Below are 19,952 nucleotides of genomic sequence, written 5' to 3' on the forward strand. Positions count from 1 at the left end.
TAGAGGAAACCTTATCAGTTACCTTATTCTTTACTTTCTTTAATAGGTATAACTTTCACTTTTACATTATTAGGGCTCATCTCTATCCCTGCTTGTGTCGGCAAGCGGTACGTTTCTTTAAACTCTTCCGTCACTTCTGACGTATTGATAGACAATTCAATTTCATTGACCTTATCAAGAGTCTCCATAGCACCTTGTAACCTAACTTCTTTAATTTCTGGTTTAAACTCAAACGATTTAATACCATTTGGCAACGTCCCTGAACGCTTCACTTTAATTGGCACCATTTTTGTTGGCGCAGAAATTTCCACAGTCATTGTTGCCGTGTTAGGTGTCATCACAACACTTAAAGCATTACCATCTTCATCCACTGCAATTAAATCTACACGTTTTGATAAATTTTCAGATAAATCACGATCATCAGATAAAGTGGCTTCCACACGTTTAATTTTTTTCAACGTTTTTTTACCACCAGTCACCTTAACCACTTCAGGTGTTACCTTGATACCTTCTAGTGTATAACCATGTTTTAAAAGATTATCATTAATTTTAGGAGTTACCGAAACCTTTTTACTCGACCGTTTTTCCAATGTAACATGGATTGTTCGATCGGCTAAAGTCCCTTGCACACCAGGATTCAAATTTTGGATAGATATAGGCACCTCATAGGTGCCTTCTTCAAAGCGAGTTAAATCAGCTTCAACAGTGAATTTTCTTGTTTGATCATGAGACTCACTATCTAATAAAACTCGATTGGAACTTTTTAAGTAAACCGTTGTCGTCGATTCATAACCTGAAACAAAATATTTTTTTTCATCATATTTAAGGTTGATTGGAACTTTTTCGGCAACGGCTGCTAAACTAGGTCCGGTCTCAATTTGTTTATTAGGTCTTGTTGAATTGGCATTGAAAAACAATAACAAGGCAAAAATCAAAGCAATAACTTTGGTAAACCATCTACTTTGGACTATTTTTTCCATTAGTCATTACCTCCTTTAGTGATACCATCAAAAAAGGACTGCAATAAACTTTCTTTTGTTTCTTCTTTATTTTTGATTAGTTCTTTTTTTAGAACTTCCAAATATTCTTCTCGACTTAGGTGCGTTTGTAAGTCATTATTTTGCGCCAAACTTACCTCACCTGTCTCCTCAGAAACAATAATCGTAAGTGAGTCGCTGACCTCGCTAACCCCTACAGCTGCTCGATGACGCGTACCAAATTCTTTTGGAATCGTCTCACTTTCAGATAAAGGTAGGTAGGCACAAGCTACTGCTATTTTATCGTCTTTTACAATCACTGCCCCATCATGTAAAGGCGTATTAGGGATAAAAATATTAATTAATAACTCACCTGTAATTGTCGCATTAATGGGGATTCCTGTTTCAATATATTCCTCTAATCCCGTATTTTTTTGAATCGTGATTAACGCACCAATTTTACGTTTAGACATATACTGAATCGCTTGATCGAAAGATTTGACAACTGCCATATCTTTCCGCTCACTTTTATTTGATGCTCTAGAAAAACCGGCTCGACCTAAATGCTCTAAACCTCGCCTTACTTCTGGTTGAAAAATAACTATTGCTGCAATCACACCATAAGTAATCACTTGATCCATAATCCACGATACTGTATTTAAGCCTAATATAAGACTGATAACTCTAGCAACAATAATAACGGCTATACCTTTTAGTAATTGTACCGCTTTTGTACCTTTTAACAAATCGAATAATTTATAAATTAAATACCAAACAACTAATATATCTAAGATATTTATTAAAAAATTGGGATTTAAAATATAGGTGTTCACTAGCTCTGTCCAACTACCAAACTTTAAAAAATTAAAAAACGGATGTCCCACGGCTGTCACTCCTTATGAATCAGATATCTTATTTAGTATATCACATTATAAAAACCAAGAAAACTCTTCTCGTTCTTCTCCCAATGAAAAATACTGATATCCTTAGTTTATTTTAATAATACCTTATTAAAGAACTAGACCACTTCTAAATAACTTACTCATGCTATTCTAGAGCACATGAATAAAGAGTCCTTTATAGTTAACTAGCACTATTAAGTTTATCTTACTAAGAATAGCATAGCTAACCAATTGCTTCATCTTTTAAAGTTTTAAAAATAAATAAATATGAGACAGTCTCGTTTTATCCTTCTTTTTTCTTGCTAAGTTAATAACTTTCACATGTTTTTCACTACAGTATGACCTAATTCAGATCAAAAAAGCACGTCTAGCCAATTCATTGAAGATGAATTTAGCAAAGACATGCTTTTTTATAATAAGACACTAAGTATCACTCATCGACTCGTAAACGTTCGTTATTATTCCCCTTCTAACTTCGCTTTAATTTTCTCTTCTTGACCAGCAATTCTAGCATAACGATAAAATCTTTCCCGCGCTTCTTTGACCGTCTGATCAAAAAGTCCTTCCGAGATAGTCTCATCTATTCCCATCAAAGTAGAAAAACGTGTCTCCGTCTTCATGAACTCTTTCATTTTAGAAAAATCTGGTTTTTTAAAATCTAAGGTCATTGGATTTTTTCCCTTATCAGCTAATAATGGGTTATAGCGATATAACGACCAATACCCACAATCAACAGCATCTTTGGCTTGTTTTAATGTAATACCTCCTGAAATACCATGAGCAATACATGGCGTATAGGCAATAATAACTGATGGCCCAGGGAATTTTTCAGCTTCTTCAATCGCTTTAATTGTCTGCATTTGGTTAGCGTTTGAAGAAATTTGTGCGACATATACATGACCATAACTCATAGCAATGATCCCTAAATCTTTTTTATTACCACGTTTACCATCTGCTGCAAACTTAGCTACAGCCGAAGATGGGGTGGCTTTGGATTTTTGCCCACCTGTATTAGAATAAACCTCATTGTCCATAACTAAAATATTAACATCTTCGCCGCTAGCAATGACATGATCTAATCCCCCAAAACCAATATCATATGCCCAACCATCACCACCGACAATCCAATGACTTGGTTTAGCAAATAAATCGTGTTTCTCATAAATTTTCTCAAGTAGTGGCTGCTTATCTTTTTCAGATAATAATGCCGCTCGTAATTTTTTAGCCCGTTGCTGTGTGCCATCTGTCACTTGATAATTTGCTAACCAATCGCTTAACAAGGCAAATAACTCGTCAGAGATAGCCAATGTTTCAAGCGCTTCTGCCACATTACTTGCTAAATAATCCCTTCTAGAATTATTAGCCAGATACATACCATAACCATATTCAGCATTGTCTTCAAATAAAGAATTAGACCAGGCTGGTCCTTGTCCTTGTTCATTAGTTGTATATGGTGTTGACGGTGCAGCCCCACCAAAAATTGATGAACAACCTGTTGCATTAGCCATCATCAAACGGTCACCATATAATTGTGTGAGTAACTTAAGGTACGGCGTCTCTCCACAACCAGAGCACGCACCAGAAAATTCAATCAATGGCTTTTGAAATTGGGAACCCTTAACAGAACCTAATTTTGTTGGATTTTCTTTTGTTTTCAGAGTCATTGAAAAGGCCCAATTAATAGCTTCTTCTTTCATCTCTTCATAAGGACGCATCTCAAGCGCTTTTCCTTTAGCTGGGCATGCCTCAACACACAACCCACAACCGGTGCAATCTTCGAGAGAGACTTGAATACGATAGTTTAGCCCATCTGCCCCTCGCATCTCCCTAACAATATAACCTTCCGGTGCTTCTGCTAGTTCTTCTTCATCTGCTAAAAACGGACGAATAGCCGCATGAGGACAAACAAAGGCACATTCATTACACATCGTACATTTATCAGCATCCCAGACAGGTACTTCTAAAGCGATACCTCTTTTTTCAAAGGCAGCAGTTCCTAACGGCATCCTGCCGTCGGTCATGTTATTTGCTTTTAAATCTCCTACTGATAAAGAATCTCCTTCTTGACGATTGACTGGTTCAACAATATTAAAAACAAACGACGGACGTTCTTTTTTGACAGTTTCTGCTACTTTCGTAGCGACCCACTCTTTAGGTATCGTTACTTTTTTCACGATTTGACTAGTGCCATCTATCGCTAAATTATTTTTATCAACAATTTTTTGTGATTTACGTCCATAATTTTTTACAACCTCAGCCTTCATCCACTTAACAGCTTCCTCATAAGGCATAATGTTAGTTAATTTAAAAAAGGCTGCTTGCATAATTGTATTAATCCGACGACCTAATCCTACTGATTGAGCCAAATCAATTGCATTGATTGTATAAAATTCAATCTCTTTTTCCACCAATTCTTTTTTTAACTTAGCGGGTAAATTGTTGGCTAACTGCTCTTGATTCCATGTCGTATTTAAAAGAAATGTACCACCCTTTTTCAACCCTTTAATCAAATCATATTGATAGACGTATGACGAATTGTGACAAGCAATAAAATCAGCATGCTCTACTAGGTAAGTAGAATCAATAGGTGTTTCGCCAAATCTAACATGAGATACTGTTAGACCGCCAGATTTTTTAGAATCATAAGAAAAATACCCTTGGGCATATAACTTCGTCTGATTCCCAATAATCTTAATAGTTGACTTATTAGCTCCAACCGTTCCATCAGAACCAAACCCCCAGAACTTCGCTTGGTAGGTTGACGTTGGCGTTAAATCTAATTTTTCAGTTGTTGGTAGCGATAAACCAGTAACATCATCCACAATACCAATTGTAAAGCGCGGTTTCATTTCACTTTTAGGTAGGAGTAAATGATCATAGACAGCTACAATCTGATCGGGTGTCACATCTTTAGAACCTAATCCATATCTTCCACCAATAATTTTAGGATGCAACTCACTGTCATACATCACACTTTGAACATCTAATAATAACGGCTCACCACCTGCACCTGGTTCTTTTGTGCGATCTAACACCGCCATTGATTGAACTGTTTGAGGAACCCTAGCTAAAAATTCTGCAACTGGGAACGGGCGATATAGGCGAACGTTGATATGTCCAACTTTTCGACCTTGCTCATTTAAATAATCAATCACTTGATGTACAACAGGTGCAACACTCCCGATTGACACAATAACTTCAGTTGCATCCTCTGCCCCATAATAATTGACTAAATCATAATCTGTTCCTCGTAATTTATTAATTTCTTGCATGTATTTTTTTACAATGCCGGGTACGGCTAAATAGTGGCTATTAACTGTCTCGCGCTGTTGGAAATGAATATCAGCATTTTGATTAGTTCCGCTAATATGAGGATGATTTGGATTCATACTTTTAGCGCGAAACTCAGCTAATTTTTCTTGATTAATCAACTGTTGAATTTCTTCGTATTCAATCACATCAACCTTTTGTATCTCATGACTCGTTCTAAACCCATCAAAGAAATTTACAAAAGGTAAGCTTGCTTCAATTGCCGCTAAATGAGCGATTGCAGATAAATCCATCACTTCTTGAACGGTACTTTCAGCTAACATCACAACACCTGTTTGACGTGCGGCCATCACATCTCCATGATCACCAAAAATACTTAGAGCATTAGTAGCGACCGCTCGGCTGGCGACATGAATGACAGCTGGGAGTAACTCACCTGCCATCTTATACATATTCGGAATCATCAACAACAGACCTTGTGATGCCGTATACGTTGATGTAAGTGCTCCAGTTTTTAAAGAACCATGAACCACGCCAGCAGCACCTGCCTCTGATTGCATTTCAACGACTTTAACAGGATGACCGAATATATTTTTTTTGCCATTAGCTGCCCATTCATCAACTAATTCAGCCATGGTTGAACTCGGCGTAATTGGGTAAATAGCGGCTAACTCAGTAAAGGCATAGGAAATATAAGCTGCTGCCGTATTACCATCCATTGTTTGTTGTTTACGCACAACGACTCTCCTTCTTTCTTTTATTAAATTACTTACTTTTTAACTGTTACTACAGAAACAGTCACCCTTATTATAAACGAGAGTCCCTGAATTAACATCTTATTTCACAAATAAATCATTTTTTTTAGATATTAATAAAAAACAAGCGAGCCTCTTTAAAAGAGTCTCGCTTGTTTTTTACTATTTTTTACATACAAAGAACCAACGAGTTGTATTTTCAGTCGGTTTATCATCTGTAAAATCAGCAAAAATTTCGATATTATAAAAGTTAGCACTTTCTAACATCGTGTAATAATTTTCCATGGTATAAGTGCGTTCCTGATGTAATTCATCATGGCGAACAAATTTCTCATCATCCTCATGTTCTTTAACAAAAAAGGTTAGGGCATGTTCAATACTATGTTTTTTCTCCCCTTCATAACTTTCCCACAAAAAGGCAAAATCGTCTGTTTGATAATGATAGCTATATTCTGGGAAGACTTCATCTATTTGAAAAATAGAATGAACATCAAAGATAAAAGTACCACCTTCTTCTAGTGCTTGATAAACGGAATCAAACACTTGCTGCACAGATTCTCTATCTGGCATATAACATAAAGAGTCTGAAAAACACGTAATCGCTTCATACGTGCCCACCTCAGATAAATCCATCATGTCGCCTTGAACAAACTGAACGTCTACGTTCTCTTCTTCAGCTCGTTCACTTGCTACCGACAACATTTCTTCTGATAAATCTAAAGCTGTTACATCATAGCCCTCACGTGCAAAATCACAAGCCAAAGCTCCCGTTCCACAAGCTAATTCTAAGATACGTTTGGTATCAGCCGGTAAGTGACGCTTGCTGAACTCCAACCAAGCAAGATAAAGTAAGGGATCCATGACTTCGTCATACACACAGGCAAACGTTTTATATAACATCTTAGTCAATCATCGATGCAATATTTACTGTTGGTGCATCTGCCCATAATTTTTCTAGATTATAGAAGCTACGTTCTTCTGCATGGAAGACATGTAACACGATATCTCCTAAATCAACTAAAACCCACTTACCAGATTCTTTACCTTCAATACGACCTACTTCTATACCATTTTCACGAGCTGCTTCTGCGACTTGGTCGACAATTGCCCCTACTTGTTTTTCACTATTACCATGACACACAACAAAATAATCTGCTAATAATGAGATACCTTGTACATCCATGGCGATAATTTCTTCTGCGCGCTTGTCATCTGCGGCTTTTACTACTACTTCTAATAACTGACTGCTTTCTATGATAATGACCTCCTATTATTTAACCACCCAGTGGTTATATGTTTCTAATGTTTTTGGATAAATTAGCATCTCTTTTTGAGTTAGGTAAAGCAATGTTTGCTTTGTTTCAAAAGCCACTGCCCTATCTAAATCTTCTAAGGCCAATGCTCTAGCCTCTTTGACTACCGGAAACTCTCTACCTGCTTCAACATAATCAGCAACATAAATCACTTTTGCCAATAAACTCATCTCACTAGACCCTGTCGTATGCAAACGAATAGCATGTAGAATATCTGAATCAGTAATCCTTAATTCTTTAGCGACTACGTCAGCACCCACTACACCATGCCAAATAGCATTCCCGTATTTTATAAGATCGGTTGAATAATCTCCTGCCTGAATCAACGCTATCATCTCTTCATCAGGTCTTTCTTTGGCATAATCGTGAGTTAAAGCAGCAATACTGGTTTTTTCTAAACAACAGCCATAGCGTTCAGCCAAAATCAAAGCCATTTCCTCAACTCTCAAAACATGTTCAAAGCGTTTCCGACTCATTTGACTGGCAACCTTACTCATTAACTCACTACGAGTCATAGGGCTATAGCCCAAGGTATAATTACTGACCATTTCTTTAACCATCGCGATACAGTCCTTTCATCTCTATATAGTTTATCACATCTCTGGGCAAAAGATAATTCACTGAATCACCTTTGGCAACCTTTGCACGGATTAAAGATGAACTAATATCCATCAACGGAACATCTACCCAAATCAATGGATACTCTGATGTAATAGGATAATTAGGACGACGTACCCCCACCAGTTGGACTAGCGACATCAGTTTCTCTATTTCATACCATTTAGGTAAATACTCCACCATATCGCCTCCAATAATGAAGTAATAATCCACATCAGGATTTAATTCGGTTAAAGTTTTCATCGTTTCATAAGTATAGCTCTTACCTGCTCGATTAATTTCCAAGGTTTCAATCTCTAAATAGTCGTCGCTAGCTAAAGCTAGTTCTAACATGTCTAAACGTAATTCTGATGAAATAGTTGTTTTATGATCAATGTGGGGTGGCTCGTACGTTGGCATTAAGTATATTTTATCTAAGCCTAATTGATGGTAGACTTGATCAGCGACAATCAAATGCGCATGATGCACGGGATTAAAATTCCCACCTAAAATCCCGACTTGCTGACGTTTAGAGGTTTCTTTTAATTCGGTCCTCGCAACAATTTGCGTCCTATTAAGTGTTTCTGACATGCTTCCCATCTTATCCTCCTTGATAAATTAAAAATTAAATCTTGCGAACGTCATATGATAATCTTTGATATTTTTCTTTTGAAGAAGGTTTAAAGACAACTAAGACACGACCTATTACTTGTACTACGTCACAATTAATTTCTTGTTCCAAGACACGTGCGACATCCTCGGCTACCTCATCTGTATTTTGTAACAAACTTACTTTGATTAATTCTCTTTTTTCTAAGGCTTCTTCAATTTGTGTAATGACAGCAGCATTTAAACCACCTTTACCAATTTGAAAAATTGGGTTTAAATCATGTGCTTTACTGCGTAAAAAACGTTTTTGCTTTCCTCTTAATTCCATTTTCTTCCTCTTTCTATAATCCGGAACTTAACAACACCGTTGTCAATTCCTTTTTTTAAATCAGGGCTTTACGGCGAATAACATCGACACCTTTAGGCGCCCAACCAGCTACAACACATGGTGTTGTGATCGTGATCCAGCCTAAACCAGCAAAGACAATATCTGTGTTTTCTTTGACTGAAAATTCAAAACGAACAAGCTCAGGAAAATCAGATACTTCATCTAGTTGAGGTGGTGTTAACAAACCTCCAGCATGTTTTTGATAAAATTCGCTAGCTTTTTCTAACTTAGTACGGTGAATATCGATATCATTAGAAACATAGGTTACAAATGAGGCGCGATCCCCTTGAATGAAATCAAACCGAGCAAGTCCACCTAAGAACAAGGTTTGTCCTGCGTTTAATTGGTAAACTTTTGGTTTAATTTCTTTAGTTGGGGCAACTAAACGCAAATCTTTTTTACCTAAATAATGAGCCATTTGAAAATTATGAATAATTCCTGGCGTGTCAATTAAAAAACGACCATCTTCTAAAGGTATTTCAATCTTATCTAAAGTCGTACCCGGGAATTGCGATGTCGTAATGAGCTCTTGAACACCTGCTGTTGATTTAATGATAGCATTAATCAAGGTTGATTTTCCAACATTCGTCACTCCTACTACATAAACATCGCGTCCCTTACGATATTTTTCAATCGTTTTTAATAAACTTTCCATCTCATTTGGTTTTTTAGCGCTTGTCAAGATTACTTCTTCAGGACGTAGCCCTACTTCATGAGCACGTTCGCGCATCCATTGTGTCAACTTGCCACGTTTCAATGATTTCGGCAAGATATCTACTTTATTCCCTACTAATAGAACCGGGTTATTGCCAATAAAACGGTGTAAACCTGGAATTAGGCTACCATTAAAGTCAAAAATATCTACAACATTAACAATTAAGGCATCTTCTTGACCAATTCCATTTAATAAACGTAAAAAATCATCATCTGTCAATTGAACATCTTGTATATCATTATAGTGACGCAAACGGAAACAACGCTGACAATAAACTTCACCCGTTTCTAACCCTTTTTCTAAAGCCGAATTAGGCGTATAGCCTAAGCCTTCTTTATCTTCAGTTTGAATAATCGAACCGCAGCCTATACAACGGATTTCTTCTAATAACTCTTCGCTCATTTTAATTTACCTCTCCATTTCATCTCTGGGTCTTTCTTTTTAAGCTGTTTCATAATAATTTTTTCCATTGCCCGATTGGGCTTGGTATTCCAGGCATCTGATTCGACAATCGGTTTTACTAAAATCGAGCGAATACCTGCACCATTTGAAGCTCTAATATCCGTCATGATTTGATCACCAACCATCACAATATTTTCCTTCGGTAACTGTAATTTCTCAACTGCTTCATCCATCCCCTTAGTCAAAGGTTTCAAAGCACGTGAGACATAATCTAAGTTCAAGTGTGAAATGGCGCGTTCTACTCGTTCAGCCTTATTATTTGAAACGACAATTACTGGAATACCCGCTGATTTCATACTATCAATCCAAGCCAATAACTCTGCTGTACCGTCTGGATTATTCCAAGCAATCAAGGTATTATCTAAGTCAGTTAATACCGCTTTAATATTATTTTTAGCAAGTACTTCAGGTGTCAACTGATAGATAGCTTCAAGCATCCATGTAGGTTTAAAGTTAAGAAACATAGTGACTCCTTTCAAAATTAGGCGCAAAATAAATCCTTTATTTCAAAAATTTGGCCTATAAAAACAGGCGTGCCCCGAAAGCACCCCTTCATATCCTTACTATTATAACTTATTTTTAATTTTTTTTCATCTTATTTATGATGTTTTTCACTGGAAGCCCTCACAACTAAACTGAACTTATCATTGAATTATAAAAAGGAGTACGTGTATACTCCTAATCGCTACAAGTAAAAGCACTTTCTAATCTTTCATTTCATCCCAATAAGCTTGTTTTTCTGTCTCCCAATAGCTTTTATCTTCATTAGTTATAGATCGGATTACACGACACGGATTCCCTGCTGCAATCACATTGGACGGAATATCTTTAATAACCACTGATCCTGAACCGATAATTGTCCCATCGCCTATTGTCACACCTGGGTTAACCGTTACTTGTGCCCCAACCCATACATCATTTCCAATAGTAATAGGTTTGGCAAATTCTATTCCCGATGACCTAACTTGACTATCTATGGGGTGTCCCGGTGTAAATAACCCTACTCGAGGACCAAACATCACATTGTCCCCAATCTTTATTTTTGCTACATCTAACATGATACAATCAAAATTGGCGTAAAAATTTTCACCAATGGTAATATGTTGACCATAATCACAACGGAAAGGAGGTTCAATATAGAAATTATCTCCTGTTTTTTCAAAAAGTTCTCGAAGCAATTCTTTACGATATGCCTGTTGTTCTTCTGTTGTTTGATTAAATAGGCGTGTGATACGACGTGATACAGCTGCATCAGCACGTAATTCCGCATCGTTAGCCATATACATAGATTCTGTTAACATTTTTTCTTTCTCTGTTCTCACTTGTCAAGCGCTCCTTCAATAATAATTAGCATAACTTTATTTTCTATTATAACAAGATAAAATCTGCTGAATGAACTTATCTAATTTTACAATTACTAGTGACTAATTACCAGCCATTAAATTCTCTAAAAAATCACTAACTCACTAAAAAATGGACATATTTTCTTCATATTTTCCAGCTATTATATAAGCATACCAACAAAACAACCCTAACAAAACTTTTTCATTATTTACTCCTCCAAAGTAAATAATAAATCTCCTAAACCATCCCTATTATTGGATGGTTTTTTTGTTGTTGACTGCCTAAAAAAACGTGCTGACATCAGCACGTTTTTTTATTTATTATGATAACCAAATAATGGACTCATCGCTACATTTTCATGAATACGGCGAATAGCATCTCCCATCAAATCAGAACAAGTAATAACATTTAAATGATTAATCGTCACATCATCTCGTAAAGCTACTGAATCGGTCACAACAATTTCTTTAAAAGGCGCTTTATTTAAAGTTGTCGCTGCATCACCACAAAAAATCCCATGAGAGGCACAGCCGTAAATTTCTTTTGCACCATTAGCATTTAAGATCGTTGCAGCCACAGCTATAGTAGTCCCTGTATTAATAATATCGTCCACTAAAATACACGTTTTCCCCGTAACTTCTCCAATTACATATCCTTGGTTAATTCCTTCTTCATCAACCCATTGATCAATAATTGCCAATGAAGCATCCAAATACTTAGCTAAGACACGAGCTCGAATAATACCGCTATTTTTAGGTGAAACAATAACAATATCCTCCCCTGTAACATGTTCTTTTTGAAAATGTGGACCAAACAGTGGCATTGTAAATAAATTGTCCACAGGAATATCAAAGAAGCCCTGTAACTGAACAGTATGTAAATCTAAGGTCAATACTCTTGTTGTACCGGCTTTTTCTAATAAATCAGCTACTAATTTAGCAGTAATTGGTTCACGAGGCTTTGCAATTCTATCTTGGCGAGCATAGCCAAAATAAGGCATGACAACGTTGATAGTTTTAGCGCTAGCACGTTTTAAAGCATCTATCATAATTAATAACTCTAATAAATGATCATTGACAGGATAACTTGTCCCCTGAATGATGTAAACATTAGCGCCACGAACACTTTCTTCTATATTAATTGAAAGTTCGCCATCACTAAACTGCTGAACCGTACATTTACCTAATTCAACCCCAACCACATTTGCTATTTGCTTTGCTAACTCTTGATTTGAGCTTAAACTAAAAATCTTTAAATTCGATTCTTTATCAGAATTTGTCATAATTGCCTCCAATGATTTGTTTTAGAAATAACCTTACTTCTCTATTATCTTTAGTTTATCAGAAAATCTTAGAAATAACACTCTGATTCAAAATTCTCATAGCATCCTAATCATGTTAGGAAAACTTATCATTATCATTTTCACTCAATAAAATTCATTATTTTGAATTTTTATACATAATAACTTGAAAAAATGAATATTTAGTGCTATTATAATTAAAAATATGAATAGTCGCTTTATGAAAGTTTATATGAAAATATCAGTAAGTGATCTTGCTTGCTGAAAATTAAAATTTAACTAGTGTCACTTTTTTAATCTACTATTCAAAAAAAACAGAGGAGCAACGTTATGCCAAAAGTACTAAAAGCAATTATTACCACCCTTATTACCTTATTCATTTTTTTGCCAACTGTTACACATGTATCAGCAGCTACCAATCAAGATAAAATTTATGAAGAAATTCAAAAAGAAGGTATTTTACGTATCGGCTTAACTGCAGACTACCCCCCTTATGAATTTCACGCTAGTATCGATGGAAAAGATCAAGTCGTCGGTGCTGACGTGTCAATGGCAAAAAAACTCGCGAAAGATCTTGGTGTAGAGTTAAAAATTGAAGAACTAAGCTTCGATGCTTTGCTGGGTGCCATGAAAACTGGTAAGATTGATTTAATCATTTCTGCTATGTCTCCAACTCCTGAGCGTGAAAAAGAAGTCAGCTTTTCAAACCCCTATCTAGATATCAATCAAAAAGTTGTTATTAGAAAATCCGATAAAAAATTATTTAAAACAACAAAGGATTTTGCAAATGTTCGTGTCGCTGCTCAAAAGCAGTCGACTCAAGAAGAGTTAGCTAAAACAGAATTAATCGGTTCAGAAGTCGTTTCTTTACAAAAAGTAACAGATATTATTTTAAATTTACAAAATAACAAAGTCGAAGCTGCTGTCTTGGAAGGTCCTGTAGCGGATGCTTATGTTGCCCAAAACAAAAACTTAACTACTGCTGATTTAACATTTGACGGTGGAAAGTCAAGCTTTGCAATTGCTATGTCAAAAGATGCCCCCATACTATTAGAAGAAATTAACAAATCTGTTGATGATATTTATCAAAAAGATTTAATGAGTGATTATAAAAAAGAAGCTAGTAGCTTAATGTTTAATGATGAAAGTTTTTTTAAAAAGTATGGCATGAACTATGTTAAAGGTACTCTCTATACAGTCTTTTTAGCCTTTGTTGGGGTTTTTGCCGGTGCTTTTCTCGGCGGTTTGCTTGCTTTAATGAAATTGTCTAAAAATAAGTTAGCTAAAGGAATCGCCCTTGTCTATATTGAGTATGTCCGTGGCACGCCATTACTTGTCCAAATTTTCTTGGTGTATTTTGGTTCAACCGCCTTAAATTTAAATATTAATGCTTTGGCTGCTGGCTGTATTGCCCTAACACTTAACAGTGGTGCTTATGTCGCTGAGATTATTCGTGCTGGTATTAATGCTGTTAATAAAGGACAGTTAGAAGCCGCTCGCTCTCTAGGAATGACTCAAACGGAAGCAATGCGTTTGGTTGTATTACCACAAGCTATCAAGAATATCCTACCTGCCCTTGGTAATGAATTTGTAACGGTCATTAAAGAATCATCTGTTGTTTCTGTTATCGGTGTTTCAGAATTGATGTTCCAAGCAGGTGTTGTCCAAGGAGCCAGTTTTAAACCCTTCTTACCGATTGTCCTAGTCTCAATCATTTACTTTATTTTAACGTTTACTCTCTCTCGTTTAATTGGTATTGCTGAAAGGAGCATGAATACAGATGATAGAAATTAATAAATTACATAAATATTACGGTAAAAACGAAGTCCTTAAAGGCATCAACTTAAGTATCGAATCAGGTGAAGTCGTTGTCATCATTGGTCCTTCTGGTAGCGGAAAAAGCACCCTGTTACGTTGTTTAAACCTTCTGGAAGAGCCCACTGATGGGACTATTACCTTTGAAGGACAGAACTTAACAAACAAAAAAACTGACATTAACCTGTTGCGTCAAAAAATGGGAATGGTCTTTCAAAATTTCAACCTATTTCCTCATAAAACTGTTTTAGATAATTTAACACTTGCTCCTATCAAAGTCAAAAAAATCAAGAAAGAAACAGCTGAAAATACGGCGCTAACTTTACTTGATAAAGTTGGTCTTAAAGATAAACAGTTAGCCTTTCCCAGTAACCTATCAGGAGGACAACAACAGCGGGTTGCTATCGCTCGTGCTTTAGCAATGGACCCCGATGTTATGTTATTCGATGAGCCAACCTCTGCACTTGACCCCGAAATGGTCGGAGAGGTTTTACAGGTAATGAAAGATTTAGCTCAAGATGGCATGACCATGGTGATTGTAACTCACGAGATGGGATTTGCCAAAGAAGTCGCTGATCGCGTAATCTTCATGGCAGATGGAATTGTTCAAGAACAAGGAACACCTGACGCCATTTTTAATACTCCTAAAAATCCAAGAACACAAGACTTTTTAAGTAAAGTTCTCTAAAACTTTCTACTACTATAGAAGAAGCTTAACCTCGTTGTTTTTCTAGCCAGGTTGAGCTTTTTTGTTTAAAAAAACAGACTATTATAAAATATTTCATTGAAAAACTAGTATAACCTCACTATAATTGAAAATAAATACTAATAAAATGACTCGGGGTGGATAAGTATGAAATGGCGCGGTGGTAGACAAAGTAATAATGTAGAAGATCAGACTGGCAGACAAAGTAATCGTAACGTCACAGGTGGTGGCATAAATGGATTGCCTATAGGTCTTTTACGTGGCGGTGGTTTAGGTTCGGTCATTATCGTCATACTTTTCTTTTTATTTAGCGGTGGCGATTTAACTTCAATGATCGGTGAGCCACAAACATCGGCACCACGTTCATCGGTTACTCAAACACAATCGAAAGCAGACCCTGAGAGAAAAGAGTTTGTTTCTGTCGTATTTGGTCACTTAGAAGATTATTGGGGACAAGCTTTTGCAGAAAAAGGGCAGACCTATGAACAACCTAAAATGGTGCTCTATGATGGACAAGTTCGAACAGCTTGCGGAGCAGCTGACTCGTCTGTTGGTCCTTTTTATTGTCCTGGTGATAAAAAAGTATATTTGGACCTCTCTTTTATGGATGAATTAGTGACAAAATTTAAAGCCAGTGGTGACTTTGCTATGGCTTATGTTGTAGCACATGAAGTAGGACACCACGTCCAAGAGCAACTAGGTGTTTCAGATCAGATGAATCGTTTGAGACGACAGCTACCTGAAAAGGACTATAATAAATACCAGGTGCGTATGGAACTACAAGCTGACTACTATGCTGGTGTTTGGACACGCTACATTGATGGCAAAACTTTCAATAACCAACCTATTCTTGATGTAGGCGATATTGACGAAGCTCTTGTTGCCGCTAATAGTATCGGGGATGATACCTTGCAACGTAAGTTTCAAGGTTTTGTCGTCCCAGATAGCTTCACTCATGGTACATCAAAACAACGGAAAAATTGGTTCTATCGAGGCTTTGAGTATGGTGACTTTGAACATGGCGATACTTTCAATGCTCCTAATCTAGATTTAAACTAAAAAAGCTAATTGGCTAGTCGCCAATTAGCTTTTTTAGTCTTCCGAACGATTAATTACTGTTAATCCTTTTAAAAAGTTTCGAGCAAACTTGTCTCCACACATTTGATAATTACGATGTCCTTCTTTACGTAGAATTGCACTCAATTCACTATTAGAAATACGTACGCCAGCTTTTTCTAAAATAGCTAACATATCATCACTTGTTAAAGCTAAAGCAATTTTCAACTTTTTCATCATGACATTATTCCCATTTTGATTACTCATTATCAATTTAGGTGCTTTTTCTACTTCACCTGGTTTTAAAGGCTTTTTACCACGTTTATAAGTGATGAACCCATTATAAAACATTTCTAATGCTTTATTATTGCACGTTAATTCATACTGATTTTCATCAAATTCATCTATTTCAGGACTTTTAATTCGGGTCAACATCTCACGAACCTCTTCCTTCGTAATTTCAACACCACCTAAATCAAAAATATCAACCATGTCCTGCTCTTTCATATCGAAAGCATATCTTAAGCGAACAAGTTTATCATTATTATTCATTTTTCATCCTCCAACTCTTCCTACTTTGTTGCCTTTTATTATATAACGCCTTTCATCAGAATGCACTTGTTATCTAATATTTATTAATTGAATCAAGAAAAAAACAGATTAGTTTAACTAATCTGTTTTAGAAATCACGAAAACGTTGATAACGTGTTTCTAATAATACATCCAATGGTCGACTTTTTAAAAAAGTTAAAAGTGCCACTAATTCTTGCTTCAATCGTTGCGTTATTTGAGTTTGAGGTAATGGTTCACCATTACTTGTTTCTGGAATAATATAATCAATTACTTTTAATTTTTTCAAATCAGGAGCTGTTAATTTCATTAAATCGGCAGCTTCTGGTGCTCTCTTTGCATCCTTCCACAAAATAGAGGCAAAGCCTTCCGGTGATAAAATTGAATAAATACTATACTCTAACATTATAACTTTATCAGCTACACCTAAGGCTAAAGCACCTCCACTACCACCTTCACCAATAAACACCGCAATGGTTGGAACAGTTAAATCACTCAATGTCAATAAACATTGAGCGATTGCCTCCCCTTCACCGCGTTCTTCAGCTTCTATCCCGCAAAAAGCACCTGGAGTGTTGATAAAGGTGATAACAGGACGTTCAAACTTTTCAGCTTGTTTCATCAACCGTTGTGCCTTACGGTACCCTTCTGGATGAGGACTACCAAAATTTCTTACAATATTCTCTTTTAAATCATGTCCTTTTTGAATCCCAATCACTGTCACAGGTAGTTGTTCTAAATAAGCAATACCACCAACAACCGCTTGATCATCCCCATAAAGTCGATCGCCATGACATTCGAAAAAACCTGTAAACAGTGTCTCAAAGTAATCTAATGGGGTCCCTCGCTTGATTTGGCGTGCTAGGGCAACGATATCACTTGCAGATTTCATTTTCTCTTTCATGTTACAGTCTCCTTAGCCTATTTTTCGTGAGCATGTAATTTTAACAAATCAGCAAGCTTTTCTACCAATTCTTGTCTAAAAACAATTTGATCGACAAAACCATGAGTTAATAAAAACTCAGCTGTTTGGAAATCGTCCGGTAACTTTTGCTTAATCGTTTGCTCAATCACACGCTTTCCAGCAAAACCAATTCTTGCTTTCGGTTCAGCTAAAATAATATCGGCTTCCATCGCAAAGCTAGCTGTAACTCCCCCCATTGTAGGATCAGTTAAAACTGCTAAATAAAACAGACCTGCTTTACTATGGCGTTTTACTGCATTCGTCACTTTTGCCATTTGCATGAGAGATATTATCCCCTCCTGCATTCTAGCTCCACCAGAAGCAGTAAATATAACAACTGGTAATTGGTTGCTTGTCGCATATTCAAATACCAAAGTTAATTTTTCACCGACAGCACTTCCCATACTTCCCATCATGAAATGACTGTCCATAATCCCCAATACGACTTTCTGACCTAAGATTTCCCCATACCCTGTTAAAATAGCCTCATCAAGCTTTGTTTGTTCGCGACTTTTTTTGATCTTATCTGGATAACCTGGAAAACCAAGAGGATTTGCTATAGTATGAGTCTTAAATAATTCTTTAAAACTCCCTTTATCTACTAATACCTCCAAACGTTCTCTTGCTTCTAAAGGAAAACAATAGCCACATTTTTGACAAATTTTTGCCTTGCCTAAATCTTTGGCATAAATAGCTTGCTGACACTCTGGACATTTAGCCCACATTTTATCAGGGACACTCGGTTTAGGTAACGGGTTAGATCGTTGGCTCTCACTGATTGGAGTAATCGGAATATAACGTCGCTTCTTTTTGAAAAAAGCCATATTATCACCTCTTATTCATTATCTTCTTGTTGCCAATCAGGTAAAAAAGTTTCTTGTAGAAAACTCGTATCATACGTGCCAGCTATCACATTGGTATTACTAATCAAATCTTGTTGAAATTCATGATTAGTTGCTACACCTTCCACAACTAGTTCAGCCAAGGCTCGTTGCATTTTAGCTAAGGCCTCTAAACGTGTCTTGCCATGTACAATTATTTTAGCAATCATCGAATCATAATACGGTGGGATATAATAACCATTATAAACAGCACTATCTACTCTGATTCCCATTCCACCGGCCGGTAAATAAACATGGTCAAGTGTCCCAGGAACCGGTGAAAAATTAAAGCTTGGATCTTCTGCATTAATCCGACATTCAATTGCATGACCTTGAAAACTTACTTGAGCTTGAGTGACTCTCAACTCATGGCCATAGGCAAGCCGCAATTGTTCTTTGACAAGGTCTATTTGTGTCACCATTTCCGTAACAGGATGTTCAACTTGAATGCGTGTGTTCATCTCCATAAAATAAAACTCATTCGCTTCATCGACTAAAAATTCAATCGTCCCAGCATTTTCATAACAAACTGCTTGAGCAGCCTTTACTGCCGCTTGACCAAGTTCTTCACGTAATGGTTGTGGCAAGTTCGGAGCTGGAGCTTCCTCTAACACTTTTTGATTTTGTCTTTGTAAAGAACAATCTCGTTCACCTAAATGAATGATATTTCCTGATTTATCTCCTAAAATTTGAACTTCAATATGCCTTGCTGGATAAATTATTTTTTCCAGATACATCTGACCATTATCAAAAGCTGCCAAAGCCTCTTGTTGTGCTGCTTTAAATTGACTAGCTAGTTCACTGGCATCCATAACTTTACGGATACCTTTACCTCCACCGCCAGCTGCAGCTTTTAGCATAATAGGGAAACCAATGGCCTGAGCAACTTCTAAAGCCTCATCACTCGTTTCTAATAGCCCTTCACTACCTGGAATGACTGGTACACCAGCTTTTTTCATTTCTGTTCGAGCATTTATCTTATTACCCATCAACTCAATCGTTTCAGCACTAGGTCCAATAAACGTAAGTCGACATTCTTCACACATTGTAGCAAAACGACTATTTTCAGAAAGAAAACCAAAACCTGGATGAATGGCTTCTGCTCCTGTTAAAATCGCTGCACTTAAAATTTGCTGTTGATTTAAGTAAGAGTCTGTTGCTCGTGCAGGGCCAATACAAACAGCCTCATCTGCTAGTTCGGTATGTAAGGCATAACGATCCGCCTCAGAATAAATTGCTACTGTCTGAATCCCTAATTCACGGCAGGCTCTAATGATACGAACAGCAATTTCGCCACGATTTGCTATCAACACTTTTGCAAACATCTT

General features: G+C 36.6%; 18 protein-coding genes and 1 pseudogene. 3 read left to right on the plus strand and 16 right to left on the minus strand.

What is annotated here, in order from left to right; genetic code table 11:
* Nucleotides 1–23 precede the first annotated feature (23 nt).
* From OL234_RS07360 to OL234_RS07415, 12 genes and pseudogenes are all read right to left on the minus strand, one after another.
* Nucleotides 24–980, minus strand: a complete 957-nt coding sequence (locus OL234_RS07360) for a CdaR family protein (protein WP_275468602.1) — start codon at nt 978–980, stop codon at nt 24–26.
* Nucleotides 980–1,861, minus strand: a complete 882-nt coding sequence (gene cdaA, locus OL234_RS07365; RefSeq protein ID WP_275468603.1) for a diadenylate cyclase CdaA — start codon at nt 1,859–1,861, stop codon at nt 980–982. The genes OL234_RS07360 and cdaA overlap by 1 nt, the downstream gene beginning before the upstream one ends.
* A 485-nt stretch (nt 1,862–2,346) precedes the next feature.
* Nucleotides 2,347–5,868, minus strand: a pseudogene (gene nifJ, locus OL234_RS07370) (pyruvate:ferredoxin (flavodoxin) oxidoreductase); the annotation flags it as partial.
* Between the two features lie 198 nt (nt 5,869–6,066).
* The gene (locus OL234_RS07375) at nt 6,067–6,804 is read right to left on the minus strand and encodes a class I SAM-dependent DNA methyltransferase (protein ID WP_275470127.1); all 738 of its coding nucleotides are present in this window, start codon (nt 6,802–6,804) and stop codon (nt 6,067–6,069) included.
* A gap of 1 nt (nt 6,805) precedes the next feature.
* Nucleotides 6,806–7,159, minus strand: a complete 354-nt coding sequence (gene rsfS, locus OL234_RS07380) for a ribosome silencing factor (RefSeq protein ID WP_275470128.1) — start codon at nt 7,157–7,159, stop codon at nt 6,806–6,808.
* Nucleotides 7,160–7,174: 15 nt separating this feature from the next.
* On the minus strand, nt 7,175–7,777 hold the full coding sequence (gene yqeK, locus OL234_RS07385; protein WP_275468604.1) for a bis(5'-nucleosyl)-tetraphosphatase (symmetrical) YqeK: 603 nt from the start codon (nt 7,775–7,777) through the stop codon (nt 7,175–7,177).
* Entirely contained in the window at nt 7,770–8,414 is a 645-nt protein-coding gene (locus OL234_RS07390) for a nicotinate-nucleotide adenylyltransferase (RefSeq protein WP_437184420.1), read from the minus strand. Before OL234_RS07390 ends, yqeK begins: the two co-directional genes overlap by 8 nt.
* Before the next feature lie 25 nt (nt 8,415–8,439).
* The gene (gene yhbY / locus OL234_RS07395) at nt 8,440–8,751 is read right to left on the minus strand and encodes a ribosome assembly RNA-binding protein YhbY (RefSeq protein ID WP_275468605.1); all 312 of its coding nucleotides are present in this window, start codon (nt 8,749–8,751) and stop codon (nt 8,440–8,442) included.
* Nucleotides 8,752–8,806: 55 nt separating this feature from the next.
* The gene (gene yqeH, locus OL234_RS07400) at nt 8,807–9,928 is read right to left on the minus strand and encodes a ribosome biogenesis GTPase YqeH (RefSeq protein ID WP_275468606.1); all 1,122 of its coding nucleotides are present in this window, start codon (nt 9,926–9,928) and stop codon (nt 8,807–8,809) included.
* Nucleotides 9,925–10,452: a YqeG family HAD IIIA-type phosphatase gene (locus tag OL234_RS07405; RefSeq protein WP_275468607.1), complete on the minus strand. Its 528-nt coding sequence runs from the start codon at nt 10,450–10,452 to the stop codon at nt 9,925–9,927. The genes yqeH and OL234_RS07405 overlap by 4 nt, the downstream gene beginning before the upstream one ends.
* Before the next feature lie 240 nt (nt 10,453–10,692).
* A complete protein-coding gene (locus OL234_RS07410) occupies nt 10,693–11,310 on the minus strand; it encodes a sugar O-acetyltransferase (RefSeq protein WP_275468608.1) in 618 nt (205 codons plus the stop codon).
* Nucleotides 11,311–11,645: 335 nt separating this feature from the next.
* The gene (locus tag OL234_RS07415; protein ID WP_275468609.1) at nt 11,646–12,614 is read right to left on the minus strand and encodes a ribose-phosphate diphosphokinase; all 969 of its coding nucleotides are present in this window, start codon (nt 12,612–12,614) and stop codon (nt 11,646–11,648) included.
* Between the two features lie 348 nt (nt 12,615–12,962).
* Between OL234_RS07415 and OL234_RS07420 the strand changes: the two genes are divergently transcribed.
* The 3 genes from OL234_RS07420 (at nt 12,963) to ypfJ (ending at nt 16,212) form a co-directional block, all read left to right on the plus strand.
* On the plus strand, nt 12,963–14,426 hold the full coding sequence (locus tag OL234_RS07420) for an ABC transporter substrate-binding protein/permease (protein WP_275468610.1): 1,464 nt from the start codon (nt 12,963–12,965) through the stop codon (nt 14,424–14,426).
* The gene (locus tag OL234_RS07425; protein WP_275468611.1) at nt 14,413–15,135 is read left to right on the plus strand and encodes an amino acid ABC transporter ATP-binding protein; all 723 of its coding nucleotides are present in this window, start codon (nt 14,413–14,415) and stop codon (nt 15,133–15,135) included. The genes OL234_RS07420 and OL234_RS07425 overlap by 14 nt, the downstream gene beginning before the upstream one ends.
* A gap of 165 nt (nt 15,136–15,300) precedes the next feature.
* Nucleotides 15,301–16,212: a KPN_02809 family neutral zinc metallopeptidase gene (gene ypfJ / locus OL234_RS07430; protein ID WP_275468612.1), complete on the plus strand. Its 912-nt coding sequence runs from the start codon at nt 15,301–15,303 to the stop codon at nt 16,210–16,212.
* A 33-nt stretch (nt 16,213–16,245) separates the two neighbouring features.
* Here ypfJ and OL234_RS07435 read toward each other — a convergent pair whose 3' ends face one another.
* The 4 genes from OL234_RS07435 to OL234_RS07450 form a co-directional block, all read right to left on the minus strand.
* The gene (locus OL234_RS07435) at nt 16,246–16,761 is read right to left on the minus strand and encodes a YehS family protein (protein WP_275468613.1); all 516 of its coding nucleotides are present in this window, start codon (nt 16,759–16,761) and stop codon (nt 16,246–16,248) included.
* Nucleotides 16,762–16,888: 127 nt separating this feature from the next.
* Nucleotides 16,889–17,683, minus strand: coding sequence for an acetyl-CoA carboxylase carboxyltransferase subunit alpha (locus OL234_RS07440; RefSeq protein WP_275468614.1), 795 nt, complete (start codon nt 17,681–17,683; stop codon nt 16,889–16,891).
* Between the two features lie 17 nt (nt 17,684–17,700).
* Complete coding sequence (gene accD / locus OL234_RS07445) at nt 17,701–18,567, minus strand: acetyl-CoA carboxylase, carboxyltransferase subunit beta (protein WP_275468615.1); 867 nt, start codon at nt 18,565–18,567, stop codon at nt 17,701–17,703.
* 11 nt (nt 18,568–18,578) lie between these two features.
* Nucleotides 18,579–19,949: an acetyl-CoA carboxylase biotin carboxylase subunit gene (locus tag OL234_RS07450; protein WP_275468616.1), complete on the minus strand. Its 1,371-nt coding sequence runs from the start codon at nt 19,947–19,949 to the stop codon at nt 18,579–18,581.
* Between the last annotated feature and the right edge of the window lie 3 nt (nt 19,950–19,952).

The organism is Vagococcus intermedius (assembly GCF_029144185.1).
GTDB classification, from domain to species: domain Bacteria; phylum Bacillota; class Bacilli; order Lactobacillales; family Vagococcaceae; genus Vagococcus_D; species Vagococcus_D intermedius.